The following is a 16,307-nucleotide window of genomic DNA, read 5'->3' as shown; positions in this document are numbered from 1 at the left end:
AACAGAAGTCGTCTTTTGTAGCGCACGCCACACGGCAGACAGGCAACCACCATATGAATTCGGACATATGGGGACCCCGGCGCCTGAAGCGGTCACCGGGGTCCCGATATGTCCTGACTGTGACTCAGCCGTCACTCAGCCCGTGACGACACTCACTTCACCGATGCCGAGCGCCCTGACGGGCTCCTCGATCTGCGCGGCGTCCCCGACCAGGATCGTCACCAGCCGGTCCGCCGGGAAGGCGTTCACGACGGCGGCGGTGGCCTCCACGGTGCCGGTGGCGGCCAGCTGCCGGTACAGCTGCGCCTGGAAGTCGTCCGGCAGGTTCTGCTCGACCTGGTCGGCGAGGGTGGCCGCCACGGAGGCCGCCATCTCGTACTTCAGCGGGGCGACGCCCACGAGGTTCTGCACGGCCACGTCGCGCTCGGCGTCCGTGAGGCCCTCGGCGGCGAGGACGCGCAGGACCTGCCACAGGTCCTCCAGCGCCGGTCCCGTGTTCGGGGTGTCCACGGAGCCGCTGATGGCGAGCATCGCGGCGCCCGAGCCGTCCGGCGCCGAGCGCAGGACCTGGCTGAACGCCCGTACGCCGTAGGTGTATCCCTTCTCCTCGCGCAGGACACGGTCGAGACGCGAGGTGAGGGTGCCGCCCAGGCAGTACGTGCCGAGGACCTGGGCCGGCCAGACGCGGTCGTGCCGGTCGGCCCCGATGCGGCCGATCAGCAGCTGCGTCTGGACCGCTCCGGGGCGGTCCACGATGACGACGCGGCCGCGGTCGTCGGCGGTCACCGGCGGCACCGGGCGCGGCTCGCCCGGGGAGCCCGTCCAGGCGCCGACCGTGTCCGCGAGGACGGCGTCCAGGTCGGTCCCCGTCAGGTCGCCGACCACGACGAGGGTGGCCGTGGCGGGGCGGACGTGCTTCTCGTAGAAGGCGCGCACCGCCGCCGAGTCGATGGCCGCGACCGTCTCCTCGGTGCCCTGGCGGGGGCGCGACATGCGCGAGGTCACGGGGAAGAGCTCCTTGGAGAGCTCCTTGGCGGCGCGCCGCGCCGGGTTGGCGGCCTCGTGCGGGATCTCGTCCAGGCGGTTGCGGACGAGCCGCTCGATCTCGCTGTCCGCGAAGGCGGGGGCCCGCAGGGCGTCGGCGAGCAGGCCGAGCGCCTTCGGGAGCCGGGAGACCGGGACCTCGAGGGAGACCCGCACGCCCGGGTGGTCGGCGTGCGCGTCGAGCGTGGCGCCGCAGCGGTCGAGCTCGGCGGCGAACTCCTCGGCGGAGTGCTTGTCGGTGCCTTCGTTGAAGGCCCTCGCCATGATCGTGGCGACGCCGTCGAGGCCCTCGGGCTCGGCGTCCAGGGGCGCTTCGAGGTTGATCTCGACGGCGACGACCTGCTGACCGGGGCGGTCGCAGCGCAGCACGGTGAGGCCGTTGGGCAGGGTGCCGCGCGCGGGCGCCGGGAAGGCCCAGGGCCTGGCCGGTCCTGCCTGGGGCTGGGGGTGGAACTGCATCGTCGCGGCCTCGGTCACTTCGCCGCCTCCTCTTCTTCCTCGGCGGCCTCTGCGCCCTCGTCGGCGGCGGTCACGGGTTCGTACACGAGCACGGCGCGGTTGTCCGGGCGCAGGCGGGCCTTGGCGACCTCCTGAACCTCTTCCGCCGTGACGTCGAGGACGCGCTGGACGGCGGTGAGGGCGAGCTGCGGGTCGCCGAACAGGACGGCGTACCGGCAGAGTTCGTCGGCGCGTCCGGCGACCGTGCCGAGCCGGTCGAGCCACTCGCGCTCCAACTGCGCCTGGGCGCGCTCCATCTCCTCCGGAGTGGGGCCCTCGGCGGCGAAGCGGGCCAGTTCCTCGTCGACGGCCGTTTCGATCACGGGCACTTCGACGTCACCCGACGTCTTCACGTCCAGCCAGCCGAGCGAGGGCGCTCCGGCGAGGCGCAGCAGGCCGAAGCCCGCGGCGACCGCGGTGCGGTCCCGGCGCACGAGGCGGTTGTAGAGCCGGGAGGACTCGCCGCTGCCGAGGACGGTGAGGGCGATGTCGGCCGCGTCGCACGCGCGCGTGCCGTCCTCCGGGAGGCGGTAGGCGGCCATCAGGGCGCGGGCCGGGACGTCCTCCTCGACGACCTCGCGCAGCTCCTCGCCGATGCGCTCGGGCAGGGATCCGTCGCGCGGCGGCTGCTTGCCGTCGTGCCCGGGGATCGACCCGAAGTACTTCTCGACCCAGGCGAGCGTCTGCTCCGGGTCGATGTCGCCGACGACCGAGAGGACGGCGTTGTTGGGCGCGTAGTACGTGCGGAAGAACGCGCGCGCGTCCTCCAGGGTGGCCGCGTCCAGGTCGGCCATGGAGCCGATCGGCGTGTGGTGGTACGGATGGCCCTCCGGGTACGAGAGCGCGGTCAGCTTTTCGAAGGCCGTGCCGTACGGGACGTTGTCGTAGCGCTGGCGGCGCTCGTTCTTGACGACGTCGCGCTGGTTCTCCATGGACTCCTCGTCGAGGGCGGAGAGCAGCGAGCCCATCCGGTCGGCCTCGAGCCAGAGGGCGAGCTCCAACTGGTGGGTGGGCATCGTCTCGAAATAGTTGGTGCGCTCGAAGCTCGTCGTGCCGTTGAGCGAGCCGCCCGCGCCCTGGACCAGCTCGAAGTGGCCATTGCCGTGCACCTGCTTCGAGCCCTGGAACATGAGGTGCTCGAAGAGGTGCGCGAGGCCGGTTCGCCCCTTGACCTCGTGGCGCGAGCCGACGTCGTACCAGAGGCAGACCGCGGCGACGGGGGTCAGGTGGTCCTCGGAGAGCACCACGCGCAGGCCGTTGGCCAGCCGGTGCTCGGTCGCTGTCAGGCCGCCGGAGCCGGCCTCGGCTGTGGCCGTGTGACCCATGGGCATGTACGTCCCTTCGATCGCTAAAACATTGCTGGTTCTGCCAGTCCTGCCACTGTATGCAAGCGTGTGGACACCTGACGAAGTTCCCGGTCCGCCCTCGGCGTAGTCGCGCGTGACACCGCCGGTGCACGGGTCGTGGTCGGCGTTGTCAGTGGGACAGTCCACAATGGTCGGCGTCAGAACCCGCACTTGCTTGGTGAAGGAGCCGCAGCAGCGATGGCCCGCCGCAGCACGAAGACCCCGCCGCCCGACGACACGTACGAGGAGAAGATCCTCGACATCGACGTAGTCGACGAGATGCAGGGCTCCTTCCTCGAGTACGCGTATTCGGTCATCTACTCCCGCGCCCTGCCGGACGCCCGCGACGGCATGAAGCCGGTGCACCGCAGAATCGTCTACCAGATGAACGAGATGGGCCTGCGCCCCGACCGCGGCTACGTGAAGTGCGCCCGCGTCGTCGGCGAGGTCATGGGTAAGTTGCACCCGCACGGAGACGCGTCGATCTACGACGCGCTGGTCCGCATGGCCCAGCCCTTCTCGATGCGCCTCCCCCTGGTGGACGGCCACGGCAACTTCGGCTCGCTCGGCAACGACGACCCGCCGGCCGCCATGCGGTACACCGAGTGCAAGATGGCCGACGCCACCTCCCTGATGACGGAGTCGATCGACGAGAACACCGTCGACTTCGAGCCGAACTACGACGGCCAGGAGATGGAGCCCTCCGCCCTCCCGGCGGCGTATCCGAACCTCCTGGTCAACGGCGCGTCGGGCATCGCGGTCGGCATGGCGACGAACATGCCGCCGCACAACCTCGGCGAGGTCATCGCCGCCGCCCGCCACCTGATCAAGCACCCGGGCGCCGACCTCGAGACGCTGATGAAGTACGTGCCGGGCCCCGACCTGCCCACAGGCGGCCGGATCGTCGGGCTCAACGGCATCAAGGACGCGTACGACACGGGCCGCGGCACCTTCAAGACCCGCGCGACGGTCTCCGTGGAGAACGTGACGGCGCGCCGCAAGGGCCTCGTCGTCACCGAACTGCCCTTCACGGTCGGCCCCGAGAAGGTCATCTCCAAGATCAAGGACCTGGTCGGCTCGAAGAAGCTCCAGGGCATCGCCGACGTCAAGGACCTCACCGACCGCGCGCACGGCCTGCGCCTGGTCATCGAGATCAAGAACGGCTTCGTCCCCGAGGCCGTCCTGGAACAGCTCTACAAACTGACGCCGATGGAGGAGTCCTTCGGCATCAACAATGTGGCGCTGGTGGACGGCCAGCCGCTCACCCTCGGCCTCAAGGAGCTCCTCGAGGTCTATCTCGACCACCGGTTCACCGTGGTGCGCCGCCGCAGCGAGTTCCGCCGCGGCAAGAAGCGCGACCGCCTGCACCTGGTCGAGGGCCTCCTGGTCGCTCTCCTGGACATCGACGAGGTCATCCGCCTCATCCGCTCCAGTGACAACTCCGCGCAGGCCAAGGAGCGCCTGATCGAGCGCTTCTCGCTCAGCGACATCCAGACGCAGTACATCCTGGACACGCCGCTGCGCCGCCTGACCAAATACGACCGCATCGAGCTGGAGTCCGAGCGCGACAAGCTCAACGGCGAGATCGACGAGCTGACCGGCATCCTCGACTCGGACGCGGAGCTCCGCAAGCTGGTCTCCTCCGAACTGGCCGCCGTCGCCAAGAAGTTCGGCACCGACCGGCGCACCGTGCTCCTGGAGTCGGCCGGCTCCCCGGCCGCCACGGTCTCCCTCCAGGTGGCGGACGACCCGTGCCGGGTGCTCCTGTCGTCGACGGGCCTCCTGGCCCGCACGGCCAACGGCGACCCCTTCGCCGACGGCGACACCAAGCGCGTCAAGCACGACGTGATCGTCTCGGCGGTGCCGGCGACGGCGCGCGGCGAGGTGGGTGCGGTCACCTCCCAGGGGCGGTTGTTGCGCCTCTCCGTAGTGGACCTTCCCCAGCTGCCGGAGACGGCGAGCGCGCCCAACCTCTCCGGAGGAGCACCCGTCGCGGAGCTGCTCACCCTGGAGAAGGACGAGAAGCTGATCTGCCTGATGACGCTCGACGAGTCCTCGCCGGGCCTCGCGCTCGGCACCGAGCAGGGCGTCGTCAAGCGCGTGGTCCCCGACTATCCGTCCAACAAGGAAGAGCTGGAGGTCATCACCCTCAAGGACGGTGACCGGATCGTCGGCGCGGCCGAGCTGCGCACCGGCGAGGAGGACCTGGTCTTCGTCACGGACGACGCCCAGCTCCTCCGTTACCAGGCCTCCCAGGTCCGCCCGCAGGGCCGCCCCGCGGGCGGTATGACGGGCATCAAGCTCGCCGACGGCGCGAAGGTCATCTCCTTCGCGGCGGTGGACCCGGCGGTGGACGCCGTGGTCTTCACGGTGGCGGGCTCGCGCGGCACGCTCGACGACTCGGTGCAGACGACGGCCAAGCTCACGCCGTTCGACCAGTACCCGCGCAAGGGGCGCGCCACGGGCGGCGTGCGCGTCCAGCGGTTCCTGAAGGGCGAGGACTGCCTGAGCTTCGCCTGGGCGGGCCCCACGCCGCCGCGCGCGGCCCAGCGCAACGGCTCACCGGCGGAACTGCCGGAGATCGACCCGCGCCGCGACGGCTCGGGCGTCTCGCTCGGCAAGCCGGTGACGGCGGTGGCGGGACCGGTGTAGCTACGGGCCGGTGTAGCCGCGGCGGCTACGCCGGCTCGCCCGGCTCGTCCGGTTCCTGCACGTACCGCAGTACGCCCCACATGCCCCGCTCGTCAGCCTGTGGGGCGTATTCGCGACACCCCTCCAGCTCCTTCTCCAGGGCCGGTACGTCGATGTGTGACCCGATGAGCACGAGCTGGGTCAGCCGCGGCTCGTCCGGAGCCCACGGCTCCGGGTAGAAGCGGAGGAACCGCCCCACGGCGTGCACCTCGTACCGGTTGCGCGGGTCGGCCGGGCCGAAATCGACGTACCCCTTGATGCGGTAGAGCCCTTCGGGACGGCTGTCGAGCAGGGCCATCAAGGGGCGCGGCCCCATGGGCACGTCCGAGGTGAAGGCGAGGCTTTCGTAGGCGGAGTGCAGGTGTTCGTGATGCCCGCCTTCATGGTCCTCACCGTCTGCTTCATGGTCATGCAGATCGTCGAAGGAGAGCTGCCCGACCCGCTCCCCCACCGGCGCGCGGTCGAAGAACAGCTCGACGTCGACGCGACCGTAGGAGGCGGCGACGACGGCCGCGCGCCCCGCGAGCCCGCGGACGAGATCGAGGACGCGCTCACGCTCCTCCGCGGGCACCCGGTCGGTTTTGTTGACCACGACGAGGTCGGCGATGCCCAGGTGCCGGTCCACCTCGGGGTGCCGCTCCCTGGTGGCGTCGAACTCGGCCGCGTCGACGACCTCGACGAGCCCTCCGTAGACGATGTGCGGGTTCTCGCTGGCGAGCAGCATCTTCACGAGCTCCTGCGGCTCGGCGAGCCCGCTCGCCTCGATGACGATGACGTCGATGCCGGCGGCGGGCCGGGCGAGCCGCTCCAGGTACTCGTCGAGCTCACTGGCGTCCACGGCACAGCACAGACATCCGTTGCCGAGGGAGACGGTCGAGTCGCCGAGCTGGCCCGCGACCGACATGGCGTCGATCTCGATCGAACCGAAGTCGTTGACGATCGCCCCGATCCGGCTGCCGCCGCTGCGGTGCAGCAGATGGTTGAGCAGGGTGGTCTTGCCCGAGCCCAGGAAGCCGGCGAGGACGACGACCGGAATCTGCTGCTTGTTCAACGCGGACCTCTCGTGTCGACGCTGGTACGGACCGCGACGGATCCCGCGTCGGCTCCCGTACGACGAATGAAGACCGGCCAAGGATAGGCGCGCGTGGCCGGGCCGCGAAGTGAACGATTGTTAGCGGCGCTCGCGGGGCACACGTCAGACACGGCGCCGGGATGCGCGACCGCTTCTGCTCCCCGTGCGCCGCCGTGCCACCTCCCCGCCGATCAGAGCCGCTCGGCACTCTGGGAGACGGCAAGCGCACCGCCCACCGCTCGCCGGTCCGCTCCCCGTCGACCCGCACCCGACGACCGGCGGACGGTCGCCCGAATCGGGGGTTGACATGTTCACAAAGATGCACGCGGCAGAAATGCTGCGCTGCGTTGTCACAGCAGGGCTTGGCATCGCCGCGGGCGCCGCCGCCACCTCGGCCGCGCAGCGACGCGCCTTCGACGCGCTCGACGAGCGTCTCAAGTGCTTGGAACGGTCGGCGCGGACTCAGCGCCACACGAATCTGACCTGCCAGCAGCGGCTCCACTGGGAGTTGCTGAGCAAGGCCATGGACGACGCCGACCTCGCCGAGGTCCTCGACGCCTATGGAGAGGGCGTCTCCGCCAAGCGGCAACGGCAGTACCTCTACGCCAACGCCATGTACACCAACATGGTGCTCAACTACCGCCTCGGGAACTTCACCCGGGAGCAGTTCTACGGTTACGCCCGCGGCATGCTCCAGAACCCGATCGTCCGGGAGTACTGGCACGCGACGCAGCCCCACCGGGCGACGCTGGACAGCGCCACGGAAGAAGCCCAACTGGGCCTGTTGGTCGACGACCTCCTACGGCAGCTGGAGGAGGCGGACATCGACGATTGGTGGGTCGTGGGCGAGCCACCGCCGACCGATCCCGCCTGAGTCCACCTCCTGAACCCACCTTCCTGAGCCCACCTGGGGGAACGCGGACGTCCCGCTCGTGTCGCGAACACTGCGCGTAACCAAATTTGGCACTGTGCGTTTTGCAGTGCCAGACGGTGAACGCAGCTTCACGCGCGTTCATCCGCGCGGGACTTCACCACCACAAGAGCGCCGGTGTTCCACCCGTTTGTCTGCGAGCCCTTCCGACCCGGGTCTCACGGCGCGGCAAGACGCGTCGGCCGCGAGATCAAAGGGAAACAACATTGAGCCAGATCATCCGTCGGATCGGGGCGTCTCCTCGTGCGCGAGGCTGCGCGACAGGCCAGAACTGCCCCGACATCTTCGAGCTGTCCGACGGAAGTTTCGCTGTGATCGGCACCGACGTCACAGCCACACTGGATGCCGGTCTCCCTGCCGACGCCTCGCGAGCCGACTACGAACGCATCGTCACGATCTCCCGCGAGACGCTCATCCGGGCCAAGGCCGAGATCCCCGACGTCTGACAGTCGGTCCTGCGCCTTACTCCTCCGGTGCCGGCGCCGGCACCGGAGGAGCCACCCCCACATACCGTGCCGCAGGCCGGATGATTTTTGAGTCGCGGGCCTGTTCCAGGATGTTGGCGCTCCAGCCGACCACGCGTGCCGAGGCGAACGTGGGCGTGAACATCTCGCGGGGCAGCCCGCACAGCTCCATGACCACGCCCGCGTAGAACTCCACGTTCGTGTGCAGTTCGCGCCCCGGTTTCAGTTCCGCCAGGATCGCCTCGACGTGCCGTTCGACCTCGACCGCGAACTCGACCATCTCGCCGCCGAACTGCTGGGCGATGCCCCGCAGCATGCGCGAGCGCGGGTCCTCCGTGCGGTAGACGGGGTGACCGAAGCCCATGATGCGATCTCCGGCCAGCACGCGCTCACGGATCCAGCCGTCGATGCGGTCGCGTGTGCCGATCGCGTCGAGGGTGTCGAGGGCGCGGCTCGGCGCACCGCCGTGCAGCGGGCCCGACAGCGCACCGACCGCACCCACCAGGCAGGCCGCCACATCGGCGCCGGTCGAGGTGATGACCCGGGCGGTGAACGTGGACGCGTTGAAGCCGTGGTCAATCGTTGAGATCAAGTACTGCTCGATGGCTCGGGCGCGGGTGGCGTCCGGTTCCGAACCGGTGAGCATGTAGAGGTAGTTGGCGGCGTACGACAGGTCGTCGCGGGGCTCGACGGGGTCGAGGCCCTGGCCGAGCCGGTACAACGCGGTGAGCAGTGTCGGTACGACGGCGGACGCGGCCAGGGTGTCCGCGCGGCGCCGGTCGTCGTCGATGTCGTACACCGGGCGGAAGCCCTTCGACGCCCCGAAGAGCGACAGGGCGGTGCGGAGTCCGGAGAGCGGACCCGACAGCACGCTCGCACGTGCCACGGCGGGCAGCGCGGCGCTCACCTCCGCGGGCAGGTGGCGCAGCGACGCCGTGTGTGCGGCGAAGGCGACGCTCTGGCCGGCGTCCGGCAGCTCGCCGTGGACCATCAGGTGCCATACGTCCTCGAAGCTGCGGCTCTGCGCGAGCTCGACGGCCGAGTACTGGCGGTAGTGGTAGAAGCCCTCGTACCCCCTGACGTCTCCGACTTCGGTCTCGGTGACGACGACACCCGCGAGTCCTCGTGGGACCTCCACAGGATCGGTGGGGGTGGCGGCGGAGCCATTGATCGGCATGTTGTTCCTCGACTTCCTCCCTGGACTTGATTCGACTGTCCATGCTTGACTGAAACTCTGTCAATATTGATTGGATCAATGTACGCATACAGATGTCGGGATGCGGATACGGTGACGCCTATGACGGATCAAGGAGCCACGCACGAAGGTCGGCGGCTCAGCACCAAGGAAGCCGCCGAGCTGCTCGGCGTGAAGCCCGAGACCGTGTACGCGTACGTGAGCCGCGGCCTGCTCAGCAGCCGCCGCGGCCCGGGATCCCGGGGCAGCACGTTCGACGCCGGGGAGGTCGAGGCGCTGGCGCGCAGGAACAGACGGGACCCCGCGACGCCGACCACGGGCAACGAACTCTCCGTGCGCACCCGCATCACGCTCATCGACAAGGACCGCTACTACTTCCGCGGTGTCGACGCCGCGGAGCTCGCTCTGAACCACTCCTACGAAGAGGTCGCCGAGTGGCTGTGGACCGGTGTCCTGCGGCCCGGCGTCAGCTTCACCGCCCCGAAGGAGACCGTCACCGCGGCCCGTCGCGCCGTCAACGCGCTGCCCGAGCACAGCGGACCCACCGACCGGCTCCGCGTCGCCGCCATCTCCGCCGCGGCCGCCGACCCGCTCCGCTTCGACCTCTCCGAAGAGGCCGTCATCGGGACCGCGCGCACGCTGATCCCCACCCTCGTGGCCGCGCTGCCCCCGGTCCTGTCCGGCCACCGCGACGAGGGCCCCCTGGCCCGCCGCCTGTGGGCACGGCTGACCGGCGGCAAGCCCCACGAGGCCGCACTGCACGCACTGGACACGGCACTCGCGCTGCTCGTCGACCACGACCTGGCCGCTTCGACGCTCGCCGTCAGGGTCGCCGCCTCGGCGCGCGCCCACCCCTACGCCGCGGTGTCGGCGGGGCTCGGCGTCCTGGAAGGCCCCCTGCACGGCGCGGCGAGCGGCCTCGCCCACCGCATGCTGCTCGACGTGCTCGACCGGGGCAGCGCCGGCCCCGTCGTCGCCGACGAACTCCGTGCGGGCCGCCGCGTCCCCGGCCTAGGCCACCGCCTCTACCCCGGTGAGGACCCGCGCGCGCAGGCGCTGTTCGCCCTCCTGGAGGTGATGCCGAAGGCAGGGCCCGCCCTCGCCGCGGCCCGCGACGTGGTGGCCACCACCGCCCGCCACACCGATCTGCGGGCCAATGTCGACCTGGCGCTCGCCGTCTTCACGGTCTCCTCGGGCATGCCGGCAGCAGCGGGCGAGACGATCTTCGCGGTGGCGCGCACGGCGGGCTGGATCGCGCACGCCCTGGAGGAGTACGAGGAACGACCGCTGCGCATGCGCCCCAGCGGCCAGTACGTGGGCCTGCGTCCGCCCCGGCCGATGCCCTCCCCGGAGGGGTGAATCGGCCTACGTGAAGCGCAGGTTAGGCTCACCTGCGTGAGTACGTGCGCGACCGCCTCGCGGGACCTGGCCGAACCTCTCGCGGGGACCGCCGCCACCGCCAGGACATGGCTGCTGCTGGAACAGCCGGGACCCTGGGGCGCCAAGGCGCTGAAGTCCAGCCATCTCGACCCGGAGGTCGGCCGCGCCCTGGAGAAGGCCGCTGAGGGAACCGGCGTGCGCGTCGCCCTCATCCGCCGCCCCGGACGCCACGCGGACTGTCACGCGCCGCGCCGGCACCAGGTGTACGTGGGACACACCGTCCCCGGGCGCACCTGGCTGCGCGGCGCCGTGCTCGACGATCCGCGGCGACTCCTGGACCTCGACTTCGCGGCCCTCGGCACGGGCGACCACGGCGGCTTCGGGGCCCCGCACACCGGCGCCCCACTCGCACTCGTCTGCACGAACGGCAAGCGCGACCGCTGTTGCGCCCTGCTCGGCAGGCCGCTCGCCGCCGCACTCACCGACTCGGGTGAGGAGGGCGTCTGGGAAATCACTCATCTGGGCGGTCATCGGTTCTCCCCGACTCTGCTCGTGCTGCCCCACGGATACGCGTACGGCCGGATGGACGTGCCGGCCGTCAAGGAAGTCCTCGAGGCGGCACGCGCGGACCGCGTCGTCACCGAGGGCTGCCGGGGCAGCTCCGCCTGGGAGCGGCCCGGACAAGCCGCCGAGCTGGCGGTGCGCACGTCGACCGGGGAAGACGCGGCCGGGACGCTGAATGTCATCGCCACGGAAAGCTCGCGGCCGGGCGGGACAGGTCCGGACGGCGCGGATGCGGAAGGCACGGATACGGAAGGCACGGGCCCGCGGCTGGAGGTGACCGTCGCGCACACCGACGGCCGCCGGTGGCGGGTCACCGTCGAGCAGGGCGCATCCCTGCCGCCCCGCCCGGAGAGCTGCGGCGCGGCCCTCGCGTCGCCCGCGCGGATGGACGTGGTGGCGATCCGGGCGCTCCCGGGCGGCCCCGGCGGACCGGGGGACGAGATCCCCGCCACAGTGACTTCGGAGTAGCCCGCTCACGGCCGTACCGTTCGTACACATGAGCCCCACCTCCCCTGCGCGACGCCTCCGCCTCGGTCTGCCGCGGCGCGTGTTCTCGCAGGTGCTGCTGATGCAGCTGGCCATCGCCGCCGGGGTCGCGGTGCTCGCCACCGGCCTCTTCCTCGCACCGCTGAGCGACCAGCTCGACGACCAGGCGATGCGCCGCGCGCTCGCCATCGCCCAGACGACGGCCGCCCAGCCGGAGATCGCCGAGGACCTGTCCGCCTCACGGCCCACGGCCGACGGGCCGGTCCAGGCGGCGGCCGAGCGGATCCGTCGGGCCAGCGGCGCCGAGTACGTGGTGATCATGAACAAGGAGGGTGTGCGCTGGTCCCACACGGACCGCGCCCAGATCGGCAAGGTCGTCTCGACGGACCCGAGCGACGCCCTCGCGGGCCGCGACGTCATGGAGATCGACAACGGCACCCTGGGCCGCTCGGCCCGCGGCAAGGTGGCACTGCGGGACGCGCAGGGGGACATCGTGGGCGCCGTCTCCGTAGGCATCGAGTACGACAGTGTGCGGGCCCGCCTGGTCCACTCGATCCCGGGACTGCTCGCCTACGCGGGCGGTGCTCTCGCCGTCGGCGCGCTGGCGGCGTACCTGATCTCCCGCAGGGTGCAGCGGCAGACCCGCGACCTGGCCTTCTCGGACATCTCGGCCCTGCTCGCGGAGCGCGAGGCGATGCTGCACGGCATCCGTGAGGGCGTCGTCGCCATCGACCGCACCGGACGGATCCGGTTGCTCAACGACGAGGCCCAGCGCCTCCTCGGTCTCGGCACCGAAGTGATCGGGCAGCCGCTCGACGGGGCGCTCGGCCCCGGCCGGACGACCGACGTGCTCGCGGGACGGGTCACCGGCACCGACCTGCTGACGGTGCGCGGGCAGCGCGTCCTGGTCGCCAACCGCATGCCCACCGACGACGGGGGCGCCGTCGCCACCCTGCGCGACCGTACGGAGCTGGAGCAGCTCGGCCGCGAGCTCGACTCCACCCGCGGCCTCATCGACGCCCTGCGCGCCCAGGACCACGAGCACGCCAACCGCATGCACACGCTCCTCGGCCTGCTCGAACTGGAGATGTACGAGGAGGCGGCCGAGTTCGTCGGCGAGGTGGCGGGGGCCCACCGGGTGACCGCCGAGCAGATCACCGAGAAGATCCACGACCCGCTGCTCGCGGCCCTGCTCGTCGGCAAGGCCACGGTCGCCGCGGAGCGGGGCGTCGCGCTCTCCGTACGGCGCGAGACCGCTCTGCCGGACCGGCTCGTCGATCCGGGCGGGCTCGTCACGATCGTCGGCAACCTCGTCGACAACGCGCTCGACGCCGCCGCGGGCACCCGCCACGCGCGCGTGGAGGTCGATGTGCGCGCCGAAGAGCGAACCGTGGTCCTCCAGGTCTGCGATTCCGGCCCGGGAGTCCCCGCCGAGCAGCGCGAGACGATCTTCACCGAGGGCTGGACCACCAAGGAGCCCCCGGCGCACGGCAAGCGCGGCATCGGCCTCGCACTGGTCCGCAGGCTCGCCGAACGCCAGGGCGGCACCGCGCGGGCCGGTGAAGCACCGGACGGGGGCGCGGAGTTCACCGTCGTCCTGCCCGAGGCGCTCACGCGGCCCGAGCTCGCCGCGCCGGAGGAGCACGATGACCGCGCGCACGAAGGAGCGACGATGACCACGGCCCCGAAGGAGCCACGATGATCGAGGTTCTCGTCGTGGACGACGACGTCCGTGTCGCGGACGTCAACGCCGCCTATGTGGCGAAGATCCCCGGTTTCCGGGTGGCGGCGAAGGCGCACAACGCCGCCGAGGCCCTGCGGCTCGTCGAGGACGTCCCCGTCGATCTGGTGCTGCTGGATCACTATCTGCCGGACGAGACGGGCCTCTCGGTCGTACGCAGCCTGCGTGAGCGCGGCCATCAGACCGACGTGATCATGGTGACCGCGGCGCGCGACGTCGCCACGGTGCAGGCGGCGATGCGGCACGGCGCGCTCCAGTACCTGGTCAAACCGTTCTCCTACGCGGGACTCCGCGCCAAGCTCGACGCGTACGCGACGCTGCGCCGCACCCTGGACGGCGGTGGCGAGGCGGAGCAGGCCGAGGTGGACCGCATCTTCGGTGCCCTCTCGGCCACTCCGGCGCCCGATCTTCCCAAGGGCCACTCCCCCACCACGGCGGAGCTGGTGCGGCGGGCCCTGATGGCCGCTGAGGGGCCGCTCTCGGCCCAGGAGCTGGCGGACCGCACGCGGCTCAGCCGGCAGACGGCACAGCGCTATCTGAAGCTCCTGGAGCGCACGGGCCGGGTCAGGCTCAGCCTCAAGTACGGCGACATGGGCCGTCCTGAGCACCGCTACGAGTGGGCGGCCAGCGTCTGAGCGCACCGGGAGCCGTCCGGTGGCCTCCCGGTCGTCGGCGGAACCGTTACGCCGCGCCCGCGCCCGTGAGCGACCGCACCTCCGTCTCCGCGTGCTTGGCCTCGTCCGCCTCCTCGCGCGAGGTCACCGTGCCGAGCCACCCCGCGAGGAAGCCCAGCGGGATGGAGACGAGGCCGGGGTTCTCCAGGGGGAAGTACTGGAAGTCCACCCCGGGGAACAGGGAACCGGGCCCTCCGGAGACGACGGGCGACAGGATCACCAGCGCGAGAGCGGGCAGCAGTCCCCCGTACACCGACCAGACCGCGCCCCGCGTGGTGAAGTTCCGCCAGAACAGGGAGTAGAGCAGCACGGGCAGGTTGGCGGACGCGGCGACCGCGAAGGCGAGGCCCACCAGGAACGCGACGTTGAGGTCGCGGGCCAGCAGGCCGAGGCCGATCGCGACCACGCCGACCCCGGCCGCGGCGAGCCGGGCGACCGCCACCTCGCTGCGCGGCTTCGCGTCCCGCCGCCGCAGGGAGGCGTACAGGTCGTGGGCGACGGATGCCGATGAGGCGAGGGTGATGCCGGCGACCACGGCGAGGATCGTGGCGAAGGCGATGGCGGCGACGACCGCGAACAGAACCGTTCCGCCTGTGGTGTGGGCGCCGCCTCCCAGGTCGAGCGCGAGGAGCGGAACCGCCGTGTTGCCCGCGGTGTTCGACCCGCGCAGCGCGTCCGGGCCCACCAGGGCAGCCGCGCCGAAGCCGAGGACGATCGTCATCAGGTAGAAGCTGCCGATGAGGCCGATGGACCAGACGACCGAGCGGCGGGCGGCGCGCGCGGTCGGCACGGTGTAGAAGCGGGACAGGATGTGCGGCAGACCGGCGGTGCCGAGCACGAGCGCGAGCCCGAGGCTGATGAAGTCGAGGCGCGCGGTCCAGTCGCCGCCGTACTTCAACCCGGGTGCGAGGAACCGGTCGCCGTGGCCGCTCCGGTCCGCGGCGGTCCGCAGCAGTTGGTCGAAGTCCCCGTGGAAGCGCACCAGGACGAGCACGGTCAGCGCGATCGCCCCGCCCATCAGCAGGACCGCCTTGACGATCTGGATCCAGGTGGTGGCCCTCATTCCTCCGAACGACACGTAGAACACCATGAGCGCGCCGACGCCGACCACTGTCCAGGTCTGCGCCGCGCCGCTCGTCCCGCCGAGCAGCAGCGCCACCAGTGAGCCCGCCCCCACCATCTGCGCCACCAGATAGAGAACGGACACGGTCACCGAGGAAGTTCCCGACGCGATCCGCACCGGCCGCTCCCTCATCCGTGCGGCGACGACGTCCCCGAGCGTGAACCGGCCGCAGTTGCGCACCAGTTCGGCCACGAGGAACAGCACGACCAGCCAGGCGACGAGGAAGCCCACCGAGTAGAGCAGCCCGTCGTATCCGAAGAGGGCGATCAGGCCGGAGATGCCGAGGAAGGAGGCGGCCGACATGTAGTCACCGGCGATGGCGAAACCGTTCTCCATGGGGGAGAAGAGCCGGCCGCCCGCGTAGAACTCCTCCGCGGTGCCGTGCCGGTTGCGGCTCGCCCAGGTGGTGATCGCGAGGGTGACGGCCACGAAGGCCGCGAACAGCAGCAGGGCCAGGCCCTGGTGATTCCCCGTCATCGGCCGGCCCCCTGCTCCCGCCGCTGCTCCTGTTGCCTCTTCTGCTCCTGCTGCCTCTTCTGCTCGAAGACGGCCCAGCGCAGATCGAGTGCCGCCCGGTCCCGGCGCAGCCTCGCGTGTCGCGCGTACGCCCAGGTCAGCAGGAAGGTGGTGAGGAACTGTCCGAGCCCCGCCAGCATCGCCACGTTCACGGCTCCGGCGACGGGGCGTGCCATCAGGGCCGGTGCCGAGGTCGCGGTCACGACGTACGCGACGTACCAGGTGAAGAAGACGGCGCAGGCCGGGACGACGAACCGCCGGTACCTGCCGCGCACCTCCTGGAAGGCGTCACTGCGCTGCACTTCCAGGTAGATGTCGGCCGGGCTCATGCTCCGCTGCGGCGCGTCGTGCCAGGGGTCCCTCAGGTCTCCGGACCTGCCCCGGCCGGCGTCGGCCCGGACCGGCACCACATCGTGCCCGTCGTGCTTCTCCACCGAACTCTCCTTAGCCCGCGGCCCTGTTCGGCCACGTGCCCAAGGATGGGCAGAACGGGAAGATCCGTGACTCTCCTCCCAGCCCTCTTCACCCCATCAGGTGAAGCCGCCCAGCCGCCCCGCGGGAGCGGCCGGGGAGCCGTGCCGT

The 16,307-nt window shown here is 71.1% G+C and carries 13 protein-coding genes; 7 read left to right on the top strand and 6 right to left on the bottom strand.

Translation table 11 applies throughout. From position 1 onward, the window contains the following. Positions 1–135: 135 nt before the first annotated feature. Both ACZ56E_RS14640 and ACZ56E_RS14635 read right to left on the bottom strand, forming a co-directional pair. The gene (locus ACZ56E_RS14640) at positions 136–1,521 is read right to left on the bottom strand and encodes a M16 family metallopeptidase (protein ID WP_471214251.1); all 1,386 of its coding nucleotides are present in this window, start codon (positions 1,519–1,521) and stop codon (positions 136–138) included. Further along, positions 1,518–2,873, bottom strand: a complete 1,356-nt coding sequence (locus ACZ56E_RS14635; protein WP_471214249.1) for a M16 family metallopeptidase — start codon at positions 2,871–2,873, stop codon at positions 1,518–1,520. The genes ACZ56E_RS14640 and ACZ56E_RS14635 overlap by 4 nt, the downstream gene beginning before the upstream one ends. Positions 2,874–3,086: 213 nt before the next feature. On the opposite strand from ACZ56E_RS14635, the gene ACZ56E_RS14630 reads away from it, so the two are divergent. Then, positions 3,087–5,540, top strand: coding sequence for a DNA gyrase/topoisomerase IV subunit A (locus tag ACZ56E_RS14630; RefSeq protein WP_471214247.1), 2,454 nt, complete (start codon positions 3,087–3,089; stop codon positions 5,538–5,540). Positions 5,541–5,565: 25 nt separating this feature from the next. On the opposite strand, the gene ACZ56E_RS14625 is transcribed toward ACZ56E_RS14630, so the two are convergent. After that, positions 5,566–6,630 (bottom strand): CobW family GTP-binding protein, encoded by a 1,065-nt coding sequence (locus ACZ56E_RS14625; RefSeq protein WP_471214245.1) that lies wholly within the window; start codon positions 6,628–6,630, stop codon positions 5,566–5,568. A gap of 340 nt (positions 6,631–6,970) precedes the next feature. Between ACZ56E_RS14625 and ACZ56E_RS14620 the strand changes: the two genes are divergently transcribed. Both ACZ56E_RS14620 and ACZ56E_RS14615 read left to right on the top strand, forming a co-directional pair. Beyond that, positions 6,971–7,525: a DUF6082 family protein gene (locus tag ACZ56E_RS14620; protein WP_468602803.1), complete on the top strand. Its 555-nt coding sequence runs from the start codon at positions 6,971–6,973 to the stop codon at positions 7,523–7,525. A 263-nt stretch (positions 7,526–7,788) separates the two neighbouring features. Continuing rightward, a complete protein-coding gene (locus ACZ56E_RS14615; RefSeq protein WP_468602805.1) occupies positions 7,789–8,028 on the top strand; it encodes a hypothetical protein in 240 nt (79 codons plus the stop codon). A gap of 16 nt (positions 8,029–8,044) precedes the next feature. Here the strand turns inward: ACZ56E_RS14615 and ACZ56E_RS14610 are convergent, their stop codons facing one another. Then, positions 8,045–9,223, bottom strand: a complete 1,179-nt coding sequence (locus ACZ56E_RS14610; RefSeq protein WP_471214242.1) for a citrate synthase/methylcitrate synthase — start codon at positions 9,221–9,223, stop codon at positions 8,045–8,047. A 120-nt stretch (positions 9,224–9,343) separates the two neighbouring features. Here ACZ56E_RS14610 and ACZ56E_RS14605 point away from each other — a divergent pair, with 120 nt between their 5' ends. From ACZ56E_RS14605 to ACZ56E_RS14590, 4 genes are read left to right on the top strand one after another with little or no spacing between them, the layout of a single operon-like run. Beyond that, positions 9,344–10,600, top strand: coding sequence for a citrate synthase family protein (locus tag ACZ56E_RS14605; protein ID WP_471214240.1), 1,257 nt, complete (start codon positions 9,344–9,346; stop codon positions 10,598–10,600). Between the two features lie 36 nt (positions 10,601–10,636). Continuing rightward, positions 10,637–11,653, top strand: a complete 1,017-nt coding sequence (locus ACZ56E_RS14600) for a sucrase ferredoxin (protein WP_471214239.1) — start codon at positions 10,637–10,639, stop codon at positions 11,651–11,653. Between the two features lie 28 nt (positions 11,654–11,681). After that, the gene (locus ACZ56E_RS14595) at positions 11,682–13,373 is read left to right on the top strand and encodes a sensor histidine kinase (protein WP_471214237.1); all 1,692 of its coding nucleotides are present in this window, start codon (positions 11,682–11,684) and stop codon (positions 13,371–13,373) included. Then, complete coding sequence (locus ACZ56E_RS14590) at positions 13,370–14,047, top strand: response regulator (RefSeq protein ID WP_468602815.1); 678 nt, start codon at positions 13,370–13,372, stop codon at positions 14,045–14,047. Before ACZ56E_RS14595 ends, ACZ56E_RS14590 begins: the two co-directional genes overlap by 4 nt. 46 nt (positions 14,048–14,093) lie before the next feature. On the opposite strand, the gene ACZ56E_RS14585 is transcribed toward ACZ56E_RS14590, so the two are convergent. Next, positions 14,094–15,686 (bottom strand): solute symporter family protein, encoded by a 1,593-nt coding sequence (locus ACZ56E_RS14585; RefSeq protein WP_471214236.1) that lies wholly within the window; start codon positions 15,684–15,686, stop codon positions 14,094–14,096. After that, the gene (locus ACZ56E_RS14580) at positions 15,683–16,159 is read right to left on the bottom strand and encodes a DUF485 domain-containing protein (protein WP_471214234.1); all 477 of its coding nucleotides are present in this window, start codon (positions 16,157–16,159) and stop codon (positions 15,683–15,685) included. Before ACZ56E_RS14580 ends, ACZ56E_RS14585 begins: the two co-directional genes overlap by 4 nt. Positions 16,160–16,307 lie beyond the last annotated feature (148 nt).

Source organism: Streptomyces sp. NPDC039480 (assembly GCF_055597165.1).
This window is presented reverse-complemented; position numbering and strand designations above follow the sequence as displayed.

What these genes read in the sequence shown, in the direction of transcription:
- ACZ56E_RS14635 (WP_471214249.1), bottom strand. Translation starts at nt 2,873, where the DNA reads ATGCCCATGGGTCACACGGCCACAGCCGAGGCCGGCTCCGGCGGCCTG.
- ACZ56E_RS14630 (WP_471214247.1), top strand. Translation starts at nt 3,087, where the DNA reads ATGGCCCGCCGCAGCACGAAGACCCCGCCGCCCGACGACACGTACGAG.
- ACZ56E_RS14620 (WP_468602803.1), top strand. Translation starts at nt 6,971, where the DNA reads ATGCACGCGGCAGAAATGCTGCGCTGCGTTGTCACAGCAGGGCTTGGC.
- ACZ56E_RS14610 (WP_471214242.1), bottom strand. Translation starts at nt 9,223, where the DNA reads ATGCCGATCAATGGCTCCGCCGCCACCCCCACCGATCCTGTGGAGGTC.
- ACZ56E_RS14605 (WP_471214240.1), top strand. Translation starts at nt 9,344, where the DNA reads ATGACGGATCAAGGAGCCACGCACGAAGGTCGGCGGCTCAGCACCAAG.
- ACZ56E_RS14595 (WP_471214237.1), top strand. Translation starts at nt 11,682, where the DNA reads ATGAGCCCCACCTCCCCTGCGCGACGCCTCCGCCTCGGTCTGCCGCGG.
- ACZ56E_RS14590 (WP_468602815.1), top strand. Translation starts at nt 13,370, where the DNA reads ATGATCGAGGTTCTCGTCGTGGACGACGACGTCCGTGTCGCGGACGTC.
- ACZ56E_RS14585 (WP_471214236.1), bottom strand. Translation starts at nt 15,686, where the DNA reads ATGACGGGGAATCACCAGGGCCTGGCCCTGCTGCTGTTCGCGGCCTTC.